This window comes from Actinobacillus genomosp. 1 (genome assembly GCF_029774175.1).
Lineage (GTDB): Bacteria > Pseudomonadota > Gammaproteobacteria > Enterobacterales > Pasteurellaceae > Actinobacillus.
Genome location: NZ_CP103834.1, coordinates 735700 through 754592, shown reverse-complemented (window position 1 = coordinate 754592; position 18893 = coordinate 735700). Strand labels below are relative to the sequence as shown.

General features: G+C 41.6%; 16 protein-coding genes. 8 read left to right on the top strand and 8 right to left on the bottom strand.

Annotated elements, in window-relative coordinates:
- Positions 1-63: 63 nt before the first annotated feature.
- Positions 64-630, bottom strand: coding sequence for an elongation factor P (gene efp / locus NYR63_RS03475; RefSeq protein ID WP_005600860.1), 567 nt, complete (start codon positions 628-630; stop codon positions 64-66).
- A 149-nt stretch (positions 631-779) separates the two neighbouring features.
- Between efp and NYR63_RS03470 the strand changes: the two genes are divergently transcribed.
- Together NYR63_RS03470 and epmB are read left to right on the top strand one after the other, a co-directional pair.
- Positions 780-1343, top strand: a complete 564-nt coding sequence (locus NYR63_RS03470) for a hypothetical protein (protein ID WP_279458207.1) — start codon at positions 780-782, stop codon at positions 1341-1343.
- A gap of 87 nt (positions 1344-1430) precedes the next feature.
- Positions 1431-2432, top strand: a complete 1002-nt coding sequence (gene epmB, locus NYR63_RS03465) for an EF-P beta-lysylation protein EpmB (RefSeq protein WP_279458206.1) — start codon at positions 1431-1433, stop codon at positions 2430-2432.
- A gap of 102 nt (positions 2433-2534) precedes the next feature.
- Here the strand turns inward: epmB and asnS are convergent, their stop codons facing one another.
- Complete coding sequence (gene asnS / locus NYR63_RS03460) at positions 2535-3938, bottom strand: asparagine--tRNA ligase (RefSeq protein WP_279458205.1); 1404 nt, start codon at positions 3936-3938, stop codon at positions 2535-2537.
- A gap of 213 nt (positions 3939-4151) precedes the next feature.
- On the opposite strand from asnS, the gene NYR63_RS03455 reads away from it, so the two are divergent.
- From NYR63_RS03455 to NYR63_RS03440, 4 genes are all read left to right on the top strand, one after another.
- A complete protein-coding gene (locus NYR63_RS03455; RefSeq protein ID WP_279458204.1) occupies positions 4152-5558 on the top strand; it encodes a chloride channel protein in 1407 nt (468 codons plus the stop codon).
- Positions 5559-5799: 241 nt separating this feature from the next.
- Positions 5800-7344: an exodeoxyribonuclease I gene (gene sbcB, locus NYR63_RS03450; RefSeq protein ID WP_279458203.1), complete on the top strand. Its 1545-nt coding sequence runs from the start codon at positions 5800-5802 to the stop codon at positions 7342-7344.
- Between the two features lie 16 nt (positions 7345-7360).
- The gene (locus NYR63_RS03445) at positions 7361-7951 is read left to right on the top strand and encodes a DNA glycosylase (protein WP_279443601.1); all 591 of its coding nucleotides are present in this window, start codon (positions 7361-7363) and stop codon (positions 7949-7951) included.
- A gap of 3 nt (positions 7952-7954) precedes the next feature.
- Positions 7955-8773: a PHP domain-containing protein gene (locus NYR63_RS03440; RefSeq protein WP_279458201.1), complete on the top strand. Its 819-nt coding sequence runs from the start codon at positions 7955-7957 to the stop codon at positions 8771-8773.
- Between the two features lie 37 nt (positions 8774-8810).
- Here NYR63_RS03440 and NYR63_RS03435 read toward each other — a convergent pair whose 3' ends face one another.
- The 3 genes from NYR63_RS03435 to efeO are packed head-to-tail and all read right to left on the bottom strand — an operon-like array spanning position 8811 to position 11459.
- Entirely contained in the window at positions 8811-9431 is a 621-nt protein-coding gene (locus NYR63_RS03435) for a Fe2+/Pb2+ permease (RefSeq protein ID WP_279458200.1), read from the bottom strand.
- A 10-nt stretch (positions 9432-9441) separates the two neighbouring features.
- Positions 9442-10632 carry an iron uptake transporter deferrochelatase/peroxidase subunit gene (efeB, locus tag NYR63_RS03430; RefSeq protein ID WP_279458199.1) on the bottom strand — a complete coding sequence of 397 codons (1191 nt, stop codon included), beginning with the start codon at positions 10630-10632 and terminating at the stop codon, positions 9442-9444.
- A 14-nt stretch (positions 10633-10646) separates the two neighbouring features.
- Complete coding sequence (gene efeO / locus NYR63_RS03425) at positions 10647-11459, bottom strand: iron uptake system protein EfeO (RefSeq protein WP_279458198.1); 813 nt, start codon at positions 11457-11459, stop codon at positions 10647-10649.
- Positions 11460-11635: 176 nt separating this feature from the next.
- Here efeO and uvrB point away from each other — a divergent pair, with 176 nt between their 5' ends.
- Complete coding sequence (gene uvrB, locus NYR63_RS03420; protein ID WP_279458197.1) at positions 11636-13657, top strand: excinuclease ABC subunit UvrB; 2022 nt, start codon at positions 11636-11638, stop codon at positions 13655-13657.
- 22 nt (positions 13658-13679) lie between these two features.
- Here the strand turns inward: uvrB and NYR63_RS03415 are convergent, their stop codons facing one another.
- Positions 13680-14405 (bottom strand): SLATT domain-containing protein, encoded by a 726-nt coding sequence (locus NYR63_RS03415; protein ID WP_275217848.1) that lies wholly within the window; start codon positions 14403-14405, stop codon positions 13680-13682.
- Between the two features lie 529 nt (positions 14406-14934).
- Between NYR63_RS03415 and pepP the strand changes: the two genes are divergently transcribed.
- Complete coding sequence (pepP, locus tag NYR63_RS03410) at positions 14935-16221, top strand: Xaa-Pro aminopeptidase (protein WP_279458196.1); 1287 nt, start codon at positions 14935-14937, stop codon at positions 16219-16221.
- Between the two features lie 180 nt (positions 16222-16401).
- On the opposite strand, the gene NYR63_RS03405 is transcribed toward pepP, so the two are convergent.
- Both NYR63_RS03405 and purK read right to left on the bottom strand, forming a co-directional pair.
- A complete protein-coding gene (locus NYR63_RS03405) occupies positions 16402-17598 on the bottom strand; it encodes an amino acid aminotransferase (RefSeq protein ID WP_279458195.1) in 1197 nt (398 codons plus the stop codon).
- Positions 17599-17729: 131 nt separating this feature from the next.
- On the bottom strand, positions 17730-18818 hold the full coding sequence (purK, locus tag NYR63_RS03400; protein ID WP_279458194.1) for a 5-(carboxyamino)imidazole ribonucleotide synthase: 1089 nt from the start codon (positions 18816-18818) through the stop codon (positions 17730-17732).
- Positions 18819-18893: the final 75 nt, after the last annotated feature.

Sequence of the window (18893 nt, the reverse complement as noted above, 5' to 3'; positions counted from 1 at the left end):
AGCGGTCGAATTGTTTGCAAAATTTGCAAGAAATTCGACCGCTTAGATTTTTATAAAATCAGATTATTTTACACGTGAAACGTATTCGCCTGAACGAGTATCAACACGGATTACTTCGCCGATTTGTACGAATAACGGTACGCGAACAACCGCACCGGTGCTTAATGTAGCCGGTTTACCACCGGTACCTGCCGTGTCACCTTTTAAACCCGGATCGGTTTCAACCACTTCTAATTCAACGAAGTTTGGTGGAGTTACAGAAATTGCAGAACCGTTCCATAATGTGATGATACATTCGGCTTGATCAACTAACCATTTGTCGTTGTCGCCTAATGCTTTTTCATCTACAGAGATTTGTTCGAATGTTTCCGGGTGCATAAAGTACCAGAAATCTTCGTCTTTATATGAATAAGTGTAGTTATAATCAACAACATCCGCCGCTTCAACAGAAGTACCTGATTTGAAGTTAATCTCTAATACTTTACCAGAGATTAATTTACGGATTTTAGTACGGGTAAATGCTTGACCTTTACCCGGTTTAACGAATTCGTTTTCAACGATTACACAAGGTTCGCCATCTTGGATGAATTTTAAACCCGGTTTGAAGTCATTAGTGCTGTAGCTAGCCATTGTTTCCTCAATAATTAACAAGAAATTAACAAAATTTAAAAATCCGCTATTGGATTTGTCAAAAAGACCCATATAATACAGCAATTAGCGAAAGATCTCTAAAAGTTTTTACGCTATACTTCAAAAATCTTATTGATAAGGGAAATTCAATGAAAAAAGTTATTACTCTTTCTGCAATCATCGCATTATCTATCGCAACCGTTGCGGAAGCAAAGCGCGGCGGCTCATCTCGTTCGGTAACGGGTAAACCGATTGCGGCACAAAAAACGCAATCTATTCAATCAAATACGCAAAAAGATGCAACATTTGATAACACACAAAATCGTGCGATTCCAAATCAACAGCCGCAAGCAAATGGTGGAAACCGTTTAGCGAGTTTCGCAACCGGTGCGGCGGCAGGTTATGTGCTAAGTGAAATGCTTGCTCCGACAGCAGCTCAAGCACAAACTCAAACACAACAGGCGGCGGCGACTGCTCAGCCGCAAGCGGTTGAAAATGCACAAAATGCTGCAAATACCGTACTGGCTGCAGTAGCGACATTTAAGAGCATTGGTGGTCAAGTTGATCCGTTCTTAGTTGAAAAAACAGACGGCTATCGCCGTTATTGTATTTCCGGCGTGCAGTATTTAATTGCAGCACAAGGTAGTCCGTCTGCACCGGTTGTAATGGTTAATCCGAACGGTTCACCGCTTGCGTGTAAATTAGTACAATAATTTCTTATTTTGCGGAGGGGCGTAGCATTACGCCCTTTTTTGTTTTTCTATTAATTTCAGGGCGTATGCAGTACGCCTCTACGAATTATGCAACCAATCCTAATTGAATCTTCCAAACCCCAATGGCTTATTGAATTGTCACAGGCTTTCAATGATCCTATCACTTTGTTAGAACATCTTGAGCTTAATCCGAAAGAGTTTGAAACGGCAATAACAGCACGTAAATTGTTCGCATTACGTGTGCCTCGTCCGTTTGTGGAAAGAATGCAAAAGGGCGATAAAAATGACCCGCTTTTTTTACAGGCAATGTCTGCGGCGGAAGAGTTTGTACAGGTAGAAGGCTTTGTGAAAGATCCATTGGAAGAGCAGCACAGCCCTGCACCGAATATTTTGCATAAGTATCATAACCGTCTGTTATTTATGATTAAAAATAGCTGTGCAATTAATTGCCGTTACTGCTTCCGTCGTCATTTTCCTTATGATGAAGTAAAAAGCGGTAAGGCGGTTTGGCAACAAGGACTGGACTACATCGCTGCACATACGGAATTAGAAGAGGTGATTTTCTCCGGTGGCGATCCGTTAATGGCAAAAGACAGCGAATTAGATTGGTTGATTTCCGCTTTAGAACAGCTTCCGCATATTAAAACCTTACGCATTCATACCCGTTTACCGGTGGTCATTCCAAGTCGTATCACCGAGCAATTATGTGACCGATTATCAAAATCTCGTTTAAAAGTGGTAATGGTGACTCATATCAATCACCCTAACGAAGTGGATGAGGTTTTAGTCGAAAGGTTGAATAAGTTACGCCAAGCAAATGTTGTGTTACTCAATCAATCCGTTTTACTCAAAGGAGTAAACGATAATGCGCAAACATTGAAAGCATTAAGCGATAAATTATTTGATAGCGGTGTATTGCCGTATTATTTACATTTGTTGGATAGAGTGGAGGGCGCAAGCCATTTCTTTATTGAAGATCGACAAGCGGCGGAAATTTATAAAGAATTGCAACGCATTAGTTCGGGTTATTTAGTACCGAAATTGGCAAGAGAAATCGCCAAAGAACCGAATAAAACATTGATGGGATAGGGTAGATCAACAAGCGGTTAAATTTTGCTGATTTTTTGCAAATTTTGACCGCTTATATGCAAAAGGGCGAATAATTTATTCGCCCTTTTTCGTTAGTTTCGATTAGAAATTCGCATTACGTGGTGCACGTGGGAACGGAATTACTTCACGGATATTTTGTAAACCGGTTACATAAACGATTAAACGTTCAAAACCTAAGCCGAAGCCAGAGTGTGGAACTGTACCGTATTTACGTAAATCACGATACCACCAGTAATCTTCCGGATTTAAGCCCATTTCAACCATACGAGCGTCTAATACGTCTAAACGTTCTTCACGTTGTGAACCACCGATAATTTCACCGATTCCCGGTGCTAATACATCCATTGCAGCTACAGTTTTACCGTCATCGTTTAAACGCATATAGAATGCTTTAATGTCTTTCGGATAGTTTTTCACAACCACCGGCGATTTGAAGTATTCTTCCGCTAAGAAACGTTCGTGTTCAGAAGAAAGATCGATACCCCACGAAACCGGGAATTCGAATTCTTTACCTGATTTTAATAGGATTTCAATCGCATCTGTGTAATCAACTTGCGCAAACGGTGCAGCGATAAAGTTTTCTAAGCGAGTAATCACATCTTTATCAATGTGTTTTGCGAAGAATTGCATATCGTCTTTACGCTCTTCAAGTACCGATTTAAACACATATTTCAGCATATCTTCCGCTAATTTGGCATTGTCCGCTAAAGTTGCGAATGCAAATTCCGGCTCAACCATCCAGAACTCCGCTAAGTGGCGAGTGGTATTTGAGTTTTCCGCACGGAATGTCGGGCCGAACGTATATACTTTGCTTAATGCACAAGCGTAAGTTTCACCGTTTAACTGACCTGATACGGTTAAGAAAGACTCTTTACCGAAGAAGTCTTGGCTGAAATCGACTTTACCTTCCTCGGTGCGCGGTAAGTTTTCTAAATCTAATGTTGAAACACGGAACATTTCGCCCGCACCTTCCGTATCCGATGCCGTAATAAGCGGAGTTGCTACCCAGTAGAAACCTTGCTCGTTAAAGAAACGGTGAATCGCTTGCGCTAAGCAGTGGCGAACGCGCGCAACCGCACCGATTAAGTTGGTACGAGGGCGTAAATGCGCCACTTCACGTAAATATTCGATAGAGTGACGTTTTGCCGCCATCGGATAAGTATCCGGATCTTCAACCCAACCCACCACTTCCACCTGTGTTGCGTGTAATTCGACCGCTTGACCTTCTGCCGGAGATTCAACCACTTTACCGGTGACGATAACTGAACAACCAGCGGTTAAACGTAAAACTTCATCGTTATAATTTGCTAAATCGTTATTAATGATCGCTTGGATCGGATCAAAACAAGAACCGTCATAAACGGCTAAAAATGATAAACCTGCTTTTGAGTCACGGCGGGTACGTACCCAACCGCGTACCGCAACTTCTTCGCCTACCGCTACTTTGCCCGATAGGATTTCCGAAACTGTTGGAAATTTAGACATTGAATACCTCAATCTTTATGGTAAGTTTTATAGAATATAATCGTTCGGTATTTTACAAGAATAAGTAAGGAAATAAAGGAAATTGTCGATTTTTTTGGATATTTACGCCGGATTATACTATTTGCTTTAGATTGAGAAAAAAAATGCGGGGAAAATATTGCAAATCCTTGATGAATCTTTATCCTTAGCAAAAATTTATTATTTCCTTAAAATATGTTCACTCATTCTAAAACTTTAACCTTTAGATTCCATCGGTTTTTACATAGAAAAATTCACCAAACACATCAGATTTCTCGAAAAAGCATTGAATTTGCTTGTTTGCTTATCGGAGCCGCTTTGGTGGCATTCTTTTCGCTAGGTTTTGCCAAATTAGCCGAATTCGGTTTACATTTGAATGCACAATGGACGGCTAAATATCCGTTAGCCGTTTGGTTTGTCATGCCGTTGGGAATGGCTGCATTAGCTTGGTTTACTACGAAATATACGCCTTATGTAGCGGGAAGCGGTATTCCGCAAGTGATAGCCTCAATGAGCCTGCCGCACGGTGCGCTGAAAAGTAAATTAGTCGCATTTTGGCAAACGCTTTGGAAAATTCCGCTTACTTTTTTAGCCATGGTATGCGGGGCTTCCGTCGGACGGGAAGGTCCTTCCGTACAAGTCGGTGCGGCGGTAATGTTGGCTTGGGGCAATTTCTGTCATAAACACGGCTATGCCTTTAAAGGTTTAAGTGCAAACGAGCTTATGGCGGCAGGAGCCGGCGGTGGATTAGCGGCAGCCTTTAACGCCCCGCTTGCCGGTGTGATTTTTGCCATTGAAGAATTAGGACGAGGCGTATTATTGCGTTGGGGCAGACGAGTTGTTCTCGGTGTGTTAGCCTCCGGATTTATTTTAATTGCGATTGAAGGAAATAATCCGTATTTTCCCCAGTATCAAGGTGCGTCTTCTGTCCCTAAAATGATCTTATGGGTTGCATTATGCGGCGTGGTGTGCGGAATACTGGGCGGCGTATTCGCCCGTTTATTAGCGAAAGGTGTTGCCGGTATTTCTCCACCTAAAATCAGAAGTTGGGTTCGTCGTCATCCGATCTATATTGCATTCATCTTAGGACTTATTCTTGCGACATTAGGGCATTATACGCAAGGTCAAACTTATGGAACGGGTTATGATGTTGTTGCAAGAGCATTAAAAGGAGAGGAAATTACCCCGCAAGCTGTCGGAATTGCTAAACTTTTTGCAACGGTAACAACTTACTGGACCGGAATTGCCGGCGGTATATTTACCCCGTCACTGACTATCGGGGCAGGAATTGGTAGCGAGATATGGTTTTTTAGCGGGGGTTTAGTCGATCAAAGATTATTGGTATTACTGTGTATGGCGGCGTTTCTTGCCGGTGCGACGCAATCACCGATAAGTGCCAGTGTAGTCGTGATGGAAATGACCGGAAGCCAGCCGGTACTTTTTTGGGTACTTATTGCAAGTTTAATTTCCTCCATTGTTTCTCGTTATTTTTGTCCAAAACCGTTTTATCATTTGGCTGCCGGACGTTTCAGACAACGAATCCACGAAGAAGCAAAACGAGAGGATAGCCTTTTGAAAAAGAAAAATGAGGAAATAAAATAAAAAAGATCATTTTTTATTAAAATATTATGAACTTTTTAAAAATCGCTTAGTCATATATAACGCTAACTGACAGAATTTAAGCAGTTTTTTTCATTTCCTTAGGTAAGACCTCCCCCGGCATCGCTTTCTTGGTGTCGGGTTTTTTTATGTCCGCAATTCCCTTAATTTGTAAAATTTCCTGCAAATTTAACCGCTTAGCTATGCTACAATATAACTAATTTTTCCTAAATTTAAGCGATCAATGAATAAGAATCTTACTTTTTTCTTTTATGATTACGAAAGTTTCGGTGTGAGTCCGGCGTTAGATCGTCCGGCGCAGTTTGCCGGTATTCGTACCGATAGCGATTTTAACGTTATTGGTGAGCCGGTGATGTTTTATTGTAAGCAAACACCGGATTATTTACCCTCGCCCGAAGCGGTGATGGTAACCGGTATTACTCCGCAACAGTGTAACGCTGAAGGTGTGCCGGAACCGGAATTTGCCGCACGAATCCACGCTGAATTTAGCCAACCGAATACCTGTATTTTAGGCTATAACAATATTCGTTATGATGACGAAATGACCCGTTATACCTTTTTCCGCAATTTTTTTGATCCGTATGAATATAGTTGGAAAAACGGTAATTCACGTTGGGATCTATTGGACCTTGTACGAGCTTGTTACGCCTTGCGTCCGAACGGAATTGAATGGATAACTGATGAAAACGGTGTGCCGAATTTCAAATTAGAGAATCTCACCAAAGCGAACGGCATTGCTCATGAAAATGCGCATGATGCAATGGCGGACGTTTATGCCACGATTGCGATGGCGAAATTAATTAAGCAAAAACAGCCGAAACTTTTCCAATTTTTCTTTGAGAATCGTGGTAAGAAGGAAATTGAGAAAATGATCGATACCGGTGAAATGACCCCGTTGGTACACGTTTCCGGTATGTTCGGTAATGCACGAGGCAATACCGCATGGATCGCACCGATAGCATGGCATCCGACCAATCAAAATCAAGTATTATGTTGCGATCTATCCGGCGATGTCAGTGCCTTACTGACAGATTCGGTGGAAGAATTGCGTACTCGTTTATACACTAAAAAAGAAGAGTTAGCTGAAAGTGTTGCACCCGTGCCGCTAAAAGGGGTGCATATCAATCGTTGTCCGATTATTGCACCGGCAAAAGTGTTGTTGCCTGAAAATGCGGCTCGCTTAGGCATTGATCGTGAGCGTTGTTTGGAAAATCTCAAATTACTGAAAGCGAATAAAAGTTTAGTGCGTGAGAAAGTGACCGAAATTTTTATGGAAGAACGGCGCTTTGAACCTTCTGCGAATGTGGAAACGACTCTGTATGACGGCTTTTTCTCACCGGCAGATAAAAATAATATGGCGATTTTGCGTACGTTACCGCCGCAAGAATTGGCGCATCACGGCTTACAATTCGCCGATGAACGAGTAGAAGCTTTGTTATTTCATTATCGAGCCAGACATTATCCCGAAACATTGAGCCGAGCGGAACAGATTAAATGGCAGAAATATTGTCATCAGCAGATAGATGCCAAATCGGCACAATTTGCCGAAGCGATTGATAGCTTATTCCAAATTCATCACGATAATCCGGAAAAGGTAAAATTATTGGAAAATTTGACCGCTTACGCTGCACAAATTGCGGAATTTCAGGTAGTTAAACACACCGCTAATGCGCAAAGCGAGCAGCTAGTTTCAGCCTTAAACCAAGTGGCGGAACAGGGTATGGATAAAGCGGCGAAGTTGGAAATGCTAAAGGCATTAATTAAATAAGTGGGAGAAAACGGCTATGCAACAACCTTTAGAACATCATCCGTTTGAACCTGTGCTACCGACCTCTGCAACCGTAGTGATGATGGGGACTTTTCCGCCGACAGGCGAAAAACGCTGTATGGAATTTCATTACCCGAATTTCCAAAACGATATGTGGCGTATTATGGGCGCGGTTTTCTATGATGATACCGACCATTTCCGTGTCGGAGATGAAAAACGTTTTGATCCGATAAAAATCGAAGCGTTTTTACGAGAAAAGGGCATTGCGTTGTGTTCATCGGCACAAACGGCAATTCGCTTAAAGGGTAACGCTTCGGATAAGGATCTAAAAATCGTTGATCCGGTAGATATGCCGCAATTATTAAAAACGTTACCCCAGGTAAAATGGATTTTTACCACCGGCGGTTTGGCAACAGATACGTTACTCGGTTTATTAAATGAAAAAATTAAAGCACCGAAAACGAATGAATGGATTCACTATCCGTACTGTGCCGAACGTGAACTTTTCCTTTACCGCTTGCCTTCTACCTCTCGGGCTTATCCATTGAGTTTAGCTAAGAAAATTGAGGCGTATCGACAATTTTTCATTCAAGCAGGATTACTTTAACGCATGAAATATGATTTACATTCACACAGCACCGCATCGGACGGTATGCTTAGCCCGACCGAATTGGTTCAGCGTGCGTTAGAGCAACAAATCGAAATGCTTGCCTTAACCGATCACGATACGGTAGCGGGGATTCGAGAAGCAAAACACGCAGCACAAGGGCAACCGATTCGCTTTATCGCAGGCGTAGAAATTTCTATTGTTTGGGAAGAAAAATGTATTCATCTTGCCGCTTTAAATGTGGATGAAACGCATCCTGCATTAGTGGCATTGTTAGATAAGCAAGCGTTACTTCGTGAGCAAAGAGCGGTCGAAATCGGCGAGAAACTTGCAAAAGCCGGTATTCCAAATGCTTACGAAGGGGCAAAAGCGTTAGCAAGCGGAGAGGTTACTCGTGCGCATTACGGGCGTTTTTTACACGAAAACGGTCATGTACGAAATATAGAACACGCCTTTAAAAAATATCTCGGAGGCGGTAAACCGGCTTACGTCAAGCCGATGTGGTGTAGTTTGGAAGAGGCGATTGAAGTCACACATCAGGCAGGCGGCGTGATTTGCATTGCTCATCCGTTGCGTTATAAATTAACCGGACGTTGGATTCGCCGCTTAATCGCTGACTTTAAATTAGCCAGCGGTGATGGTATTGAGGTCGCCGGTTGCGGGCAAACACCGGATCAACGCCAACTGATCGCACGTTGGGCAAAAGAGTTTGATTTATATGCTTCGGTCGGTTCGGATTTCCATTACCCGACCGGTTGGATAGAGCTTGGCAGAGGGCTAACACTGCCGGCAGATTGTAAGCCGATTTGGGATTTGTTTTAGGAAAAGGGCGTTTTAAACGCCCTTTGCTTTATCTGAATTATTTCACTTTAAATTGGTTAAATTCAGCCATTACTTTGCCTAATTCAGCCACTCGTTGTTCGATTTTAGTCATATCCGGTTTTTCTGCCGTAATTGCAATACGCATTAAGCCCAGTGAACGTTCAAATTTACCATAGTGAGTTAAACTCATCTCACGTATCGGTTTTTCATATTTTGCCCAATTTTTACCGAAATGACGTGCCGCCATTCTGATTTGCTTAATCTCTTTGGTCTGTACCGCACTTTGTAAATTTTGATAAAGCGGTGTCATTTGTTTAACGAAAGTTTGCTGTTTAGCCGCATAGTCCACCGGGTTTTGTGCTTTTTCAAAACGATATAGATGCTTAGCGACATTTTCCAAGTTGGCTACATCCGTAGTGTTAATCGCTTGGTTTAAAGCGTTCGTTACGTTTTTGCCCGCTTCCGAATGATGTCCCTCAAATTGATCAAATGCTTGCTGTAAAGCGGTCAAATTTTGCTGAGATTTTGCAACTTCGCCTTTTTTAAGTTCTGCCATTGCTTCGGAAAGCTGCACAAATAGCGGGCTAACATCCGTTTTGGCTAACGCTACCGAACTCGCAAACAGTAAAGGGATGATGGTTAATTTTTTCAATGACATTTGCTATTCCTTAGAGTAAATCAAATAAGGCTTTGCCAAGATAGTCGTTTTCATCTTTTACACCGGCAAAGCAAGCAAATAAGCCGCTACCGATATGGGTAATATATTCGTTCATTTTGTCGATATTACCCAAAGCGTTTTGTACTTTGATAAATTGCTCGGGGCTTTGTTGGAACGAAATAAACAGTAAGCCCGAATCAAATTGCCCTTTATCATCAATACCGCTGGCATAAGAGAACGAACGTCTGAGCATTTTTACCCCCGTTTTATGGGCAAGGTGCGTATGCGAGATTTCCGGCATAACAGGATTGCCTTTGTCGTCTTTTTTCGTCAGATCGAATTTTTCAAATTCATGTTTATAGCCGAGTGCCGCACCCGAATCACGATAACGACCGAAGGTTTCTTCCTGTGATTTTAAATGGGTACGATCCCAGGTTTCTAAGAACATTTTAATACGACGTACAGCCAAATAAGAACCGCCTTTTAACCAGCCGTCTTGTACCCAAACGACATTATCCTGATCTTTTAAACTCTCGGCATTTGCGGTACCGTCTTTAAATGCAAATAAGTTACGCGGCGTTTCATTATTTAAAAACGAATTAAAACCCATTTGCGACCATTTCATTTTGACTACACCGCGAGCCGCACGCACTAAATTACGTACCGCATGGAATGCAACTTGAGGATCATCGGCACAGGCTTGAATACAAATATCACCGCCGCTAAATTCGTCTTGTAATTGGTCACGAGGGAAGTGCGGCAGATCTTGTAATTCGGTAGGCTTATGTTTTTCAATACCTAATTTTTTAAAGAACGAAGCACTTACACCGAAAGTGATAGTGAGGTCTTGCGGATCCAAACTATCCGCTTCACCAGTATCCGCCGGCGGAACATAAGCGTTACGGCTATATGGTTTTACATTTTCGCCTTGTGTTAAATTATTGCTATAAGTAGTCCAAGTTTGGAAAATTTCTTTTACCTTTGCAATATCAGCAGTATCTAAATCCAAGACGAGAAAATAGATATGTTTTTGCGCAGGGGTAACAATACCGGCTTGGTGTTTACCATAAAAAGGATATTGGTTATGTGCTTGTGCAGTGAGTTGTCGTGATTCTAAAGTAAAAGCAGGAGCTGATAATAAACCGGCTCCTACCAATGCGGTATTTTTTAGAAAATCACGGCGAGAATGGATTTCTGCCATAATTTATTCCTACCTTATTTCTCTAAGAGAACGCCTAATTGCGCCAACGGCTCGCCCAGTTGGTTTACTGCCTCGGCTAATGCTTTAACATCGTTTTTTGACAATTTGTTATAAGCTACGTAATCGTAACCGTTTTTCGCTTTATTGTGTTTTGCCAGTAAGCTATTGACCGCAGCAAAGCGAGCGGCGATTTCCTCCGAAAGTTTCGCATCGGTTTTGTCTAATTGCGGTTTAAAGATTTCATAGATTTTTTCCGCCCCTTCAATATTCGCTTTGAAATCGTAAAGGTCGGTTTTAGAGAAAATTTCCTCTTCACCGGTTACTTTAGTGGTGGATACTTCATTTAATAAATCTACCGCACCGGTGATCATTAATTCGGGAGTAACTTCTGCCGTCGGAATTTTAGCGCGTAATTCTTTAACGTCTTTTAGCAGTTGTTCCGCAGTCGCTTTTGTACCTTTAGTGGTATTTTTCTCCCATAAAACTTTTTCGAGTTTATGGAAACCGGACCAATCTTTTTCCGTTTTACCTTCTTCGGTTAAATCGGCAAGCCGTGCGTCAATACGAGGATCCAAATCGCCAAAACTCTCGGCAATCGGTTCTGAACGTTCAAAATACATTCGTGCAAGCGGGTAAATTTGTTTCGCTTTTTGCACATCACCTTTATTCAAATAATCAACAAATTTTTCTGTGTCTGTGACTAATCGATCGATTTGTTCAACCACAAATTGTTTATAAGTTTCGGTTTCTTTACTTAAGTCTAATGCGAAAGATTGACTTGTCAGCAATAAACCGGAAAACAACACAGCTAATTTTGTTAAACGCATAAAAATTTCCTCTATCTAAGAACAGTACATTTACTATATTCTTATTAATAATCATTATCAAATTAACGATAATAATTTTGTGATCTGATTCACATTTTAATTTGTAAATTTTTTTAGAAAACAGACCGCTTGCTTATGTTAAAATCCTATCCAAAATTTCTTGGATAGGATGTTATATGAGCAAGCAAGGCAAACCTTTTATTTTACACAGCCCGTTTAAACCGTCTGGCGATCAGCCGTCCGCGATTGCCAAATTGACCGAAGGGCTAAACGATGGGTTGGCGCATCAAACTTTACTTGGGGTAACCGGTTCGGGTAAAACCTTCACCATCGCGAATGTGATTGCTCAACTTAATCGCCCGGCGATGTTGCTTGCGCCGAATAAAACGCTTGCCGCCCAGCTATACGCTGAGATGAAAGCCTTCTTCCCTGAAAATGCGGTGGAGTACTTCGTGTCTTACTATGATTATTACCAACCGGAAGCCTATGTGCCGAGTAGCGATACCTTTATCGAAAAAGACGCGTCGATTAACGAACAAATCGAGCAAATGCGACTGTCGGCAACCAAATCATTCCTTGAACGTCGAGACACCATCGTAGTTGCCTCGGTTTCTGCCATTTACGGCTTGGGGGACGTGGACGCCTATATGCAAATGATGTTGCATTTGCAAGTTGGGGCGATTATCGACCAACGAGAGATTCTCGCTCGCCTTGCCGAATTGCAATATACCCGCAACGATCAAGCATTTCAGCGTTCGACTTTCCGTGTGCGTGGCGAAGTGATTGATATTTTCCCTGCCGAATCGGATGAAATAGCGTTACGGGTTGAACTGTTTGATGACGAAATCGAAAGCCTTTCGTTGTTTGATCCGCTTACCGGACATAGTTTGGGCAAAGTACCTCGCTATACCATTTATCCGAAAACCCACTACGTTACCCCTCGTGAACGCATTTTGAATGCGATTGAAGAAATCAAACAAGAGTTGGTGGAACGCCGTGAGTATTTCATCAAAGAAAATAAATTGCTGGAAGAACAACGCATTACCCAACGCACGCAATTCGATATTGAAATGATGAATGAGCTGGGCTATTGCTCGGGTATCGAAAACTATTCACGCTATTTGTCGGGCAGAAAAGAGGGCGAACCACCTCCGACATTATTCGACTATATGCCGGCGGACGGTTTGCTGATTATTGATGAAAGCCACGTTACCGTACCGCAAATCGGCGGTATGTATCGAGGCGACCGAGCCAGAAAAGAAACGCTGGTGCAATACGGATTCCGCTTGCCTTCAGCATTGGATAACCGCCCGTTACGTTTTGAAGAATTTGAACGTCTTGCGCCACAGACAATTTATGTTTCGGCAACACCGGGTAATTATGAATTAGAAAAATCGAATGGTGATGTGGTGGATCAAGTGGTTCGTCCAACGGGATTATTAGACCCGATCATCGAAGTTCGTCCAGTCGCTACGCAGGTTGATGACGTACTATCCGAAATTCACAAACGAGTAGCGGTAGATGAACGTGTGCTAATTACTACGCTAACCAAAAAAATGGCGGAAGATTTAACCGATTACCTCGATGAACACGGCGTGCGTGTGCGTTATCTGCATAGCGATATTGATACGGTTGAACGGGTAGAAATTATTCACGACTTGCGTATGGGAATGTTTGACGTATTGGTCGGCATCAACTTATTGCGTGAGGGTTTGGATATGCCGGAAGTATCGCTGGTGGCGATTTTAGATGCGGATAAAGAAGGCTTTTTACGTTCCGAACGTTCATTAATTCAGACCATCGGACGTGCAGCTCGAAACCTGAACGGTAAAGCAATTCTTTACGGCGACCGCATTACCAACTCAATGCAAAAAGCGATTACCGAAACCGAACGCCGCCGAGAGAAACAGCAAAAATACAATGAAGAACACGGCATTATCCCACAAGCGCTCAACAAAAAAGTGGGCGAATTGCTCGACATCGGACAAACCGACAGGCCGAAACGAGGCAAACAAGCGGTTAAAATCGAAGAAAAATCTGCAAATACCTACAAACCAAAATCCCGCAAAGAGCTGGAAAAAGAACTCAAACAACTCGAACAACAAATGCGAGATTTTGCTAAGGATTTAGAGTTCGAAAAAGCGGCTGCGGTAAGGGATAAGATTGGGCAGTTGAAGGCGGTGTTGTTGGATGTGTAGCAAAAGGGGCATAAGCCCCTTTTTATTTAAAATATGTGACAAAAATTTTAGTAATCCCTATCATATCAAGTAAAAAAGATATTTCTAATCCTACTAGAATAAATGGAGCAATGTATGGAATTAATTCATTAAATAAGATGTTAAGCCTAAAATATAGTCGCTTTATACCAGTTATATTAAAATACTCTACTAGATAAAGTTGCGCTTTTTTGTAGTCAGAACGACTATGATTTTCACAATTTTTAATGATTTCATCATATTTATTAGAGTATTTTTCTAAGGATATATTATCTTTATTTGGCTCTGCTCTAATATCTCGAATAATACTTTTTATATCAATACCACATTTATCTAGTTCTTTTGCTCTCACATCATATTTAGCTGTGCTAATTATTGTTGAATATACAAGAACTGATACGGCTAAAAATATTTGGACTACAGATAAGGTCTGCTCTGAAAAAACAGAGTTTTTTAAAATCATCTGTAATAATGGGATCAAAATTAATCCTAATGAGAATAGAGTAGTGGTCAAGAAAGAGATTTTACTGACTAAGGCTATTCTTAATGATGCATTAAACCTACATACAGAAGTTACTTTTGCACCAGTCAAAAAACGTTTCACGGGATCATTACAGTCCCCTTCTTTATCGATAGGATCTAAAGACCACAACCAACGCCATTTTTCTTTTATACAACTACAACATTCCATAAATAAAATACTCTGTAATTTATAAATTTCTTTGGACATTCTATTATATAACTACAAATTATGCCAATTTTCCTAGTGGATCGTGTCTCCTGAGTAGAATGTTTTTGATTTAAAATATACTGAGAACATTATTAAGAGCAGATTTTATCTTACAGATGTTCCCCTCTCTCTGATTTTCGCAAAGTCGTTACTTTGCTCAAATCTGTCTCTCTCCCGCAAGGGGGAGAGAGTTGTTTATGACAAGCGGTTAAATTTCTTGAAAACTTCGCAAATTGCAAAAAATCAAGCGAACTTGACCGCTTGTATATGACCTAAAGTTTAGACGGATTATGCTAGGAAATGTTGTTGCATATTACACTCTCGCCCCTTGTGGGAGAGAGACAGCTTGTTGAAGCGTGTAGCGAAACAAGCAGAGAGAGGAATATATCCCCAAAAGTCAGTTTAATTTACGATATTATCTTAAATTAAACTGACTTTTCTTTTTTTATGCGGTTTCTTTGTAAAATTTGCGAGAAATCAGACCGCTTGCTTGTGTTAGAATAAACAGACATTTGAAGAGGAGAATCGTATGGATCTTGCCTATTTAGCTGAATTGCCGAGAGAAGAATTTGTTGAGCGTAGAAATCGTGTGTTTGAGCAAATGCAGGATAATTCTGCGTTGGTGGTGTTTACTGAAACCGAGAAACGCCGTAATAGCGATTGCGATTATTTGTTCCGTCCGGATAGTTATTTCTGGTATTTAACCGGTTTTGCCGAGCCGAAATCGGCATTGTTGCTGATTAAAAAAGACAGTAAAAATGAGAGTGTGATTTTTTTGCGTAAAAAAGATCCGCTAATGGAAACGTGGAATGGTCGCCGTTTGGGTATTGAAAAAGCCCCTGAAGCTTTGAACGTAGATTTAGCGTTTGATATTGAAGATATTTCTTGTGTTTTTGCAGAAAAAACGCAAAATCTGACCGCTTGTTATTATGCCAAAGGCTTACAGGAATGGGGCGATAGTGTGGTGGCGGAGCAGTTTGCTGACGTGATTGACTGGCAGCCGATGTTGTCGGAAATGCGGTTGATTAAATCAACGGCAGAAATTGCGTTGATTCAGCAAGCCTGCCATATTTCAGGTTTGGCACATATTCGTGCGATGAAGCAAACTCGTCCAAATCGTTATGAATTGGAAATTGAGGGCGAAATTCAGCACGAATTTACCCGCTTTGGGGCGAGATTCCCTGCTTATAATTCGATTGTGGCAAGCGGTGAAAATGCCTGTATTTTGCACTACAACGAAAATGATCAGGTATTAAAAGACGGTGATTTATTGCTGATTGACGCAGGGGCGGAATTTGCTCATTATGCGGGCGATATTACCCGTACTTTCCCAATTAACGGTAAATTCTCTGAACCTCAGCGAGAAATTTATCAGCTCGTGTTGGACGCAATGAAAGAAGCAGCTAAATGGCTTATTCCGCAAAGTTCGATCAAAATTGCTAATGAAAAGGCAGTACAAGTGCTAACCGAAGGTTTAGTCCGCTTAGGTATTTTAAAAGGCGAAGTCGAGCAGTTAATCGTTGAAAAAGCCTATCATCAATTTTATATGCACGGTTTGGGGCATTGGTTGGGGTTAGATGTTCATGATGTCGGCAATTATGGCACGGAGCGAGATCGACCGCTTGAAATCGGTATGGTGCTAACGCTTGAACCAGGGTTATACATTTCAAGTGATGCGGATGTGCCGGAGCAATACAAAGGCATTGGCGTGCGAATTGAGGATAATTTATTGATTACTGAATATGGCAATAAAAATCTGACAAGCGGCTGCCCGAAAGAAATTGCTGATATTGAAGCAATTATGAATGTTCAATAGATAGGAAAGATTCAATAACCACAGAACGCACGGAATACACTGGAAGTTTGTTTTGTATGACGTGAAAACTGTGGTTTTTTAACCTAAAAGCTATACATAAAAATAACCACGAACTACATAGCGTTCACAGAATAAATTTTCCGTGTATTCAGTGTAGTCCGTGGTTTTATTAAATAGTGATTAAAGCACTTTTACGATTGCTTCGCAAAGTGCATCAATGTTTTGGTCGGTGATACCTGCAACATTGATACGGCCGGAACGTACCGCATAGATTGCGAACTCTTCACGTAAGCGATCCACTTGCTCTGGGGTTAAACCGCTAAATGAGAACATACCATTTTGTTGTGCAATGAAATCGAAATCTTGTTTTGCGCCTTTCTCTTTTAATAATTGCACCATACGGTTACGCATATCTTTAATACGATCACGCATTTCATCTAATTCAGCTACCCATTCCGCACGTAACGCTTCATCACCTAATACACGAGCAACCGCATTTGCACCATGTGATGCCGGGTTAGAGTAGAGCACGCGAATAATCGACTTAATCTGTGTGAATGCTTTATTCGCCACATCCGCATTTTCTGCCACTAAGGTAAATGCACCGACACGCTCGTTATATAAACCGAAGTTTTTTGAATATGAGCTTGCGATTAATAATTCTTTGTGGTTTTTCACAAACGCACGTAAGCCGTATGCGTCTTGATCTAAACCGTTGCCGAAGCCTTGGTAAGCAAAATCAAATAATGGTAACCAGCCTTTTTCCGCAGAAAGTTTCGCTAATGCGTCCCATTGTTCAGGAGTTGGGTCGATACCGGTCGGGTTATGACAGCAACCGTGTAATAACACCACATCGCCGGCTTCCGCTTGGCTTAAATCGGCAAGTAAATTATCCCAATCTAAACCGTGCGTATCTTTATTGTAATAGCGATAGCCTTTCACATTTAAACCGACCGCTTCTGCAATTGCATTGTGATTTGGCCAAGTTGGGTTTGAAATCCAGATATTTTTTGCTGACGTTTGGCGTTTGATAAATTCCGCTGCAATACGTAACGCGCCCGTACCACCTAAACTTTGTGCGGTTTTTGCACGACCTGATGCGATAATTTCCGCCCCTTTACCGAATAAAAGCTCTTGTGTATAAGCGTTAAATGCTTGTACACCGTCAATCGTAAGGTAGTTTTTATTCGTTTCTTGTTCTAACAATAACGCTTCGGCTTTTTTAACCGCTTTTACGATAGGCGTTTTACCTTCCGCATTCATATAAACACCGATACCGAGATTGATTTTCCCCGCACGTTGTTCCGCTTTAAACGCTTCACCTAGACCTAAGATTGGATCTGCCGGAGCAGCCTGAATATGGTTGAACATTGACATGTGTCGTCCTCTAAAAAGTTGTGTTTGAAATTAGAAATACTTATACAATCCATTAGCTATTTTAGCAATAGAAAAGCGGTCTGTTTTCCTAAATTTTTTGCAAATTTTGGAAGAAAACAGACCGCTTGCACTTATTTGAGTTTATTAATTGCCCAATCTAACCCTGAATGGAAATCGTCGGTTAAATACGGACGAAGTTGTTCGAGCAGACGGATTAGTTCATTTTTATCTGGATGAGTAAGGTTGATATGTCCGACTTTACGACCGGCACGCACTTCTTTACCATACCAATGTAATTGTGAGAACGGTACTTCCAGCCACGCGTTATTGTGTTCGATACCAATCAGATTCACCATCACGCTAGGTGCAATTTGTTTGAGTTGCGGTGTCGGCAAGTCAAGCAATGCGCGTAAATGCAATTCAAACTGGCTGATTGAGCAACCTAATTGCGTCCAGTGTCCGCTGTTATGTACACGAGGAGCGAGTTCATTAATTAATAACGTATCGCCCACCACAAAACATTCCATTGCCATTACGCCGATATAGTCTAAGTCTTGCATAATAGTGCCGAGCATTTGTTCCGCTTGAGCTTGGTAAGTTTGCTGATTCGGCAAATTCACATCACAAACGGAGTAACGCAAGATACCGTTTTGTTGTAAGTTATGGCTAATCGGATAGAAACGGGTAGAACCGTCACGGAAACGGGCGCCGACAATTGAAATCTCGCCGTCAAACGGGATAAATTTTTCCGCAATCACTTCACCGAAAAGATCCGGCGTGATTTGGTCAATGCTGTCTTGCGTCACAATCCATTGACCTCTGCCGTCATAACCGCCGGTACGGCGTTTTACCACCACTTTTTCACCGACATTGCTGAATACGCTTTGCCATTGTTCGGCGGATTCCAATAATTGCCACGGTGAGGTAGAAAGCTGAAGTTTGTCTAACAGTGATTTTTGCGTGAAACGATCTGCGGTTGTGCCGAATACGTTTAAATTGACAAAATTTTTATGATTACCGAGTAATTGGGTGAGTGGCGTTTCTGTCCAACGCTCGATTTCTGCGGTAATGATACTGCTTTCTTCAAGGTCAAAAACCGGTGCATCAAAAGCAAGCGGTTTTACTTCAATATCAAGCGGTGCGCCGGCATAGCGTAACATTCTGCCGAGCTGACCGTTACCAAGCACATAAATTGGAGGATAAATAGCACTTTTTTGCATTTTTATGATTCCGTTTGCAGCAAGTTCGAGGGCTGATTTGCAATTTTTTCGGCAAATTTGACCGCTTGTTTGGCA